Raw genomic sequence first — 6,078 nt, forward strand, 5'->3', positions numbered from 1 at the left:
CCGCACGGCGCGGGGGCCCGGCGCGGCCGGCGCGGCTGGCGCGCGGCGACCGAAGCGGCGCTGTACGGACCCGGCGGCTTCTACCGCCGCCCGGAGGGACCGGCCGGCCACTTCCGTACGTCCGTGCACGCCTCCCCGTTGTTCGCGCGGGCCGTGGCCCGGCTGCTGTGCCTGGTCGACGGGGCGCTGGGACGGCCCCCCGGGCTGGACTTCGTCGACATGGGGGCGGGGCGCGGCGAACTGGTCACCGGGGTGCTGGCCGCCCTGCCGGCCGAGGTGGCCGCCCGCACGCGCGCGTACGCCGTCGAACTCGCCGACCGCCCGGCCGGACTGGACAACCGGGTCACCTGGCTGGACACGCCCCCGGCCGCCGTCACGGGGCTGCTGTTCGCCAACGAGTGGCTGGACAACGTGCCCGTCGACGTCGTGCAGGCCGACTCCGCGGGGGTGCCCCGGCTGGTGCTCGTCGCCGACGACGGCACCGAGCGGCTCGGTGAGCCGGTGACCGGCGCCGGGGCGGACTGGCTCGCACGATGGTGGCCGCTGCCGGCCGAGGAAGGGCTGCGCGCGGAGATCGGGTTGCCGCGGGACCTGGCGTGGGCGTCGGTCGTGGACCGGATGGCGCGCGGGCTCGCGGTGGCCGTGGACTACGCGCACACCGCCGGCACGCGTCCCCCGTTCGGGACGCTCACGGGCTTCTGTGAAGGGCGCGAGACGGCGCCCGTGCCGGACGGGTCGTGCGACATCACGGCGCACGTCGCACTGGACGCGTGCGCGGCGGCTCCTACGGCGCGCATGCGCTCGGAGGCGCCATGGGACACGGCGCGCACGGCGCGTACGTCGCTGGGCCCGGCGCCCGCACACTCGGACGCGCCCCAGGACCCGGCGCGCTCGGCCTCGCACCCGGGCGCGGCGGACGCGCCCTCCGGCACGACGCGCACTCTGCCCCCCGCGCGCCTGCTCACCCAGCGCGCCGCCCTGCGCACCCTGGACATCACCGGCGCACGCCCCCCGCTCACGCTGGCCTCCACCGACCCCTCCGCCTACGTGCGCGCCCTCGCGAGCGCCGGAGAGGCCGCCGAACTCACCGCCCCGGGCGGGCTCGGCGACTTCGGCTGGCTGGTCCAGGCGGTCGGGATCCCGGACCCGCTCGCCTGAGCCGGCCGCTCTCCCTGCGCCGGCCTACTTGTCGATGTCGCCGACCACGAAGAACATCGAGCCCAGGATCGCCACCATGTCCGCCACCAGCGTCCCCGGCAGCAGCTCGGTCAGCGCCTGGATGTTGTTGTACGACGCCGAGCGCAGCTTCAGCCGGTACGGCGTCTTCTCGCCCTTGCTGACCAGGTAGTAGCCGTTGATGCCGAGCGGGTTCTCGGTCCACGCGTACGTGTGCCCCTCGGGCGCCTTCAGCACCTTCGGCAGCCGCTGGTTGACCGGCCCCTGCGGCAGCTCGGCGAGCCGGTCCAGGCAGGCGTCGGCGAGATCGAGCGCGTTGTGGGTCTGCTCCAGGAGCACCTCGAAGCGGGCGAGGCAGTCGCCCTCGCTCCGGGTGACGACCTTCAGGGTGTCCTGGAGGTCGCCGTACGCCAGGTACGGCTCGTCGCGGCGCAGGTCGAAGTCGACGCCCGAGGCACGCGCGATGGGCCCGCTCACCCCGTAGGCGTGCACGGTTTCCGGCGTCATCGCGCCCACCCCGCGGGTACGCCCCCGGAAGATCTCGTTGCCGAGCACCAGTTCGTCGAAGACGTCCATGCGCGAGCGCACGTCGGCGACGGCGGCACGCGCGCGTGCCGTCCAGCCGGCCGGCATGTCCTCCTTGAGACCGCCGACGCGGTTGAACATGTAGTGCATGCGGCCGCCGGAGATCTCCTCCATGACGTTCTGGAGCACCTCGCGCTCGCGGAACGCGTAGAACACCGGGGTGATGCCACCCAGCTCCAGCGGGTAGGACCCGAGGAACATCAGGTGGTTCAGCACCCGGTTCAGCTCGGCGAGCAGCGTGCGCATCCACACCGCCCGCTCGGGCACCTCCATGCCGAGCATCCGTTCCACGGCGAGGACCACGCCCAGCTCGTTCGAGAACGCCGACAGCCAGTCGTGGCGGTTGGCGAGCACGATGATCTGCCGGTAGTCGCGCGCCTCGAAGAGCTTCTCGGCGCCGCGGTGCATGTACCCGATCACCGGCTCCGCGCGCACGATGCGCTCCCCGTCCAGCACGAGCCTGAGCCGCAGCACGCCGTGCGTGGACGGGTGCTGGGGCCCGATGTTGAGCACCATGTCGGTGCTCTCCGCGGCGCCGCCGATACCGACCGTGGTCTCCGTCGTAGGAGTCATGGCCCCAGTTTCCCCTACGTACGCTGGGCCCATGGAAACGGGGAGCCCGGGTGAGACCGGGATACCGGGGGCCGGCCTGGTCTGGCGGGGACTGCAGCCCGCTCTGATGCAGGTGCGCCGGCTGCTCGTGGCGGTGTGGATGACGGGGCTCGCGGTGGCCACCGGACTGCTGCTCGGCCTGCTCGTGGGGCCCGCGTGGGCGGCGTTCGCGCTGGTCCCCCTGGCCGTCGCCGTATGGTGCCGGTGGCTGATCGGGCGCAACTGGCGCTCGTGGCGGTACGCCGAGCGCGCCGACGACCTGCTGATCAGCCGCGGTGTCCTGTGGCGCGAGGAGACCGTGGTGCCGTACGGGCGGATGCAGCTCGTGGAGGTCACGTCCGGGCCGCTCGAGCGGCGCTTCGGGCTGGCCACCGTGCAGCTGCACACGGCGGCCGCCGCGAGCGACGCCACCATCCCCGGCCTGGACCCGGCCGAGGCGGAGCGGCTGCGCGACCGGCTCACCGAGCTGGGCGAGGCGCGATCGGCGGGCCTGTGACGGGCCCGGACGACGGCGCCGCGATACACGCGACGGGCGCCGCGGACGCCGGGGACTCCATGGACGGCGTGGACGCCGCAGAGCCGATACGGGACGCGGGCGGTCCGGCGGGCGCCGCGGGGCGCGCGGACGTGACCGAGCGCCGACTGCACCCCGTCACGCCCTTCCGGCGGGCCTGGGCCCCGGTCGCCGTACTCGCCGGGTGGGCCGTGCACGACCCGAACGGCACGCAGGAGCAGCTGGCGCGCCTGACCACGACCGCGCTGCTGCTGGGGCTCGCGGTGCTGGTGCCGGTGGCCGGCCTGTACGGCTTCCTGTCCTGGTGGTTCACGCACTTCGCGGTCACCGGAGGCGAACTGCGCATCCGGACCGGCCTGTTGTTCCGGCGCACCGCGCACATCCGGCTGGAGCGCATCCAGGCCGTGGACGTCTCCCGTCCCCTCCTCGCACGCGTGGCCGGCGTCGCCAAGCTGCGGATCGACGTCGTGGGCGCCGACGACAAGGACGAACTGGCCTTCCTGGGCGAGCAGGAGGCGCGCGCCCTGCGCGCGGAGCTGCTCGCGCGCGCGGCGGGTTTCGCCCCCGAGACGGCGCGCGAAGTCGGTGAGGCTCCGGCGCGGGAGCTGCTGCGCGTGCCCCCACGCGCGCTGGCGCTCTCCCTGGTGCTGACGGGCGCCACCTGGGGTTCGCTGTGCGCCGCGATCGTCGTGCCGGCCGTGCTGTGGCTCACCACCCACAGCCTGTGGACCGTCCTCGCGACGGCTCTGCCGCTGCTCGGCGCGGCCGGCGCGGGCAGCGCCGGACGGTTCGCCGGCGAGTTCGACTGGAAGGTGAGCGAGTCACCGGACGGGCTGCGCATCGACCACGGCCTCCTGGACCGTACGCACGAGACGGTCCCGCCCGGCCGGGTGCAGACCGTGCGGATCGTGGAACCGGTGCTGTGGCGGCGGCTCGGCTGGGTGCGGGTGGAGCTGGACGTGGCCGGATCCGCCAACTCGGTGCTGGTGCCGGTCGCCCCGCGCCCGATCGCCGAGTCGGTGGTCTCGCGCGTACTGCACGGGGTGACGGTGCCTCAGGAACTGTCCCGGCCGCCGCTGCGCTCCCGCTGGTACGTGCCGGTGTGGTGGCGCGGCCACCGTCTCGCGGTCACCGACACGGTGTTCGCCACCCGGCACGGCCTGCTGCGGCGCAGGCTCTCACTGGTCCCGCACGCCAAGGTGCAGAGCGTACGGCTGAGCCAGGGACCCTGGCAGCGCCTCTGGCGGCTCGCGGACGTCCACGTGGACACCGGGGCCGACAAGACCGTGACGGCCCGGCTGCGGGACGCCCAGGAGGCCGAGCGGCTCCTGCACGCCCAGGCGGAGAGATCCCGTACCGGCCGCCGGGAGGCCCGTCCCGACCGCTGGATGACCTCCGGATGACAGGAGGCCCGGCTCCCCTGCGCGGGGAAGCCGGGCCCTGTGCCTGGTGAGGTCTCAGGAGGCCGCGGTGCGCAGTCCCTGGACGTCGATCTGCTCGGTCTCGTCGTGCGCGGTCAGGTCGATGACCTGGCCGACGCCGTGTTCTCCCGCACCGGCGTGCTTGAACTCCGCCTCGGCCTCGGCCTTGTGCACGGCGAGGGCCTCCGGGCCGACGACGTCGGCGAGATCCTCGTTCTGCACGGAGTCCAGCGTGGCCTGCGGCGCGTCCTTCTGGGTGCCGAAGAAGTCGAAACCGCCCTCGACCACCGGGCGCCGCGCGGGCGCGGCCGGTACGACGGCCACCGCGGTCGGCACCGTGAAGTGCCCGGCGGGCGGCTGGGTCACGGGCTTGGCGGGCTCGGCCGGTGCCAAGGGGGCGGCGGCCGCGCGCGCGTGCTCGCCGGCCGCCACGGACTGCCCCTGCGCCTCGTCCTCCTGGTTCTCCGGTGCGGCCGACACGGCGGCCTCGCTCCGGGAGGCTCCGGCGCCGTCCGGCACGCCGCCGTCCACCGCGCCTCCGGCGACGGGTGCGGCCTCGCCCGCACCGGCCCTGCGAACCTGGTCCTTGCGCGTGACGACGACGCCCGCGTCGGCCTTGACGCCGTCACCGTCGTCACCGCCGTCACCGTCGTCCTCGTCCACGTCGGGAGACGTCGGCGTCCGAGCCGTGTCCCCGGCGGGCGCGGCGTCGGCAGACACGGGCGCGGCCTCGACAGCGGCGGCCGCGGCCTCGTCAGCGGTGGGCGGGGCCTCGTCAGCGGCGGGCGCGGCCTCGTCCACGACGGTCGGGGCCGCCTCCGCGGCGGGCGTCGCCGACTCGTCCTCGGCCTTGGCCTCGAACCGGGCCAGGGCGGTCAGTGCCCGCCCGTACAGCCGTGCTCCCTCGGGCGAGAACACCGCGTAGGCCGTCGGCTCGTCCGCGGAGTCCGCCTCGCCCACGGCCTTCGTCCCCGCGGGCTCCGGCTCCTCGGCCGGCTCCGGCTCGGGGCTGCGCGCCGGCGGCAGCGCGGGCGAGGACGACGGCACGGCCGCCTCGAGCTCCAGCAGCCGGCGTCCCTCCAGGGCACTCGCGCGCTCGGTCTCCGCCGTGGCGTACCGGCGCAGCAGGGCCGCGTGCTCGTTGCGCAGGCCGGCCAGCTCCGCGCGCTTGGCGCGCAGCCGCTGCTCCAGCTTGGTGCGCAGCTCGCGCGACTCCTCCAGGTCGGTCTCCAGTTCGGCGACCCGCTCCTCGTACCGCCATTCGTCGCCGGCACGCGCGCGCGTGAGGTCGGCGACCTGCTTGCCCGCATGAATGTCCCAGCGGCGCATCACGAAGGCGCCGACGAGCGCGGTCGCCGCGGCGGCCGCGGCCAGCGCGCGCAACACCGTCGCCTCGGAGAACACCCAGGGACCCAGCGCGCAGACGAGGGAGACACCGGCGATCGCCGAGGGAGGCAACAGCCTGTGCAGAGGTGGGGAATGGCGGTGGCGTCCACGTGGCATGGCCAGAAACTTACCGCGCGTAGGCGAATCGCGGACCCCCGCCCCGTAAAAACCCGGCCACATCACCGGCTTCACGGGGCTTCGGGTCCGGGATGCTCAGTGGGCGACCAGTCGGGTGCTGAGCCACTGGAGCGTGGCGGGGATCTCGCGCCGCCAGGTGTTGAAGTTGTGCCCGCCGCTCGGAAGGATGATCGACGAAATCCTGGTCACGTTCGTGTCCTGCACACTCTTGATGAATCTGAGCGTGTCCTTGTAGTTGTGTTCACC

Annotated in this window: 5 protein-coding genes and 1 pseudogene; 3 read left to right on the top strand and 3 right to left on the bottom strand. The window is 74.5% G+C overall.

Features of this window, described 5'->3' with window-relative positions; genetic code table 11:
• Positions 1-60: 60 nt before the first annotated feature.
• Positions 61-1,158 carry an SAM-dependent methyltransferase gene (locus AB0D93_RS37655; RefSeq protein WP_362129935.1) on the top strand — a complete coding sequence of 366 codons (1,098 nt, stop codon included), beginning with the start codon at positions 61-63 and terminating at the stop codon, positions 1,156-1,158.
• A gap of 24 nt (positions 1,159-1,182) precedes the next feature.
• On the opposite strand, the gene AB0D93_RS37660 is transcribed toward AB0D93_RS37655, so the two are convergent.
• Positions 1,183-2,334, bottom strand: coding sequence for an NADH-quinone oxidoreductase subunit D (locus tag AB0D93_RS37660; protein ID WP_362129920.1), 1,152 nt, complete (start codon positions 2,332-2,334; stop codon positions 1,183-1,185).
• 31 nt (positions 2,335-2,365) lie between these two features.
• On the opposite strand from AB0D93_RS37660, the gene AB0D93_RS37665 reads away from it, so the two are divergent.
• Together AB0D93_RS37665 and AB0D93_RS37670 are read left to right on the top strand one after the other, a co-directional pair.
• A complete protein-coding gene (locus tag AB0D93_RS37665; protein WP_362129923.1) occupies positions 2,366-2,869 on the top strand; it encodes a PH domain-containing protein in 504 nt (167 codons plus the stop codon).
• A complete protein-coding gene (locus tag AB0D93_RS37670; protein WP_362129926.1) occupies positions 2,866-4,290 on the top strand; it encodes a PH domain-containing protein in 1,425 nt (474 codons plus the stop codon). The genes AB0D93_RS37665 and AB0D93_RS37670 overlap by 4 nt, the downstream gene beginning before the upstream one ends.
• 54 nt (positions 4,291-4,344) lie before the next feature.
• On the opposite strand, the gene AB0D93_RS37675 is transcribed toward AB0D93_RS37670, so the two are convergent.
• The gene (locus tag AB0D93_RS37675) at positions 4,345-5,811 is read right to left on the bottom strand and encodes a hypothetical protein (protein ID WP_362129929.1); all 1,467 of its coding nucleotides are present in this window, start codon (positions 5,809-5,811) and stop codon (positions 4,345-4,347) included.
• Between the two features lie 96 nt (positions 5,812-5,907).
• A pseudogene (locus AB0D93_RS37680) lies at positions 5,908-6,078 on the bottom strand (esterase); the annotation flags it as partial.

Origin of the sequence: Streptomyces sp. NPDC048191 (genome assembly GCF_040652655.1) — a bacterium.
Classification (GTDB): Bacteria; Actinomycetota; Actinomycetes; order Streptomycetales; family Streptomycetaceae; genus Streptomyces.

Bases quoted from the DNA above. Each gene is read 5' to 3' on its own strand.
- AB0D93_RS37660 (WP_362129920.1), bottom strand. From the start codon at position 2,334: ATGACTCCTACGACGGAGACCACGGTCGGTATCGGCGGCGCCGCGGAG.
- AB0D93_RS37665 (WP_362129923.1), top strand. From the start codon at position 2,366: ATGGAAACGGGGAGCCCGGGTGAGACCGGGATACCGGGGGCCGGCCTG.
- AB0D93_RS37675 (WP_362129929.1), bottom strand. From the start codon at position 5,811: ATGCCACGTGGACGCCACCGCCATTCCCCACCTCTGCACAGGCTGTTG.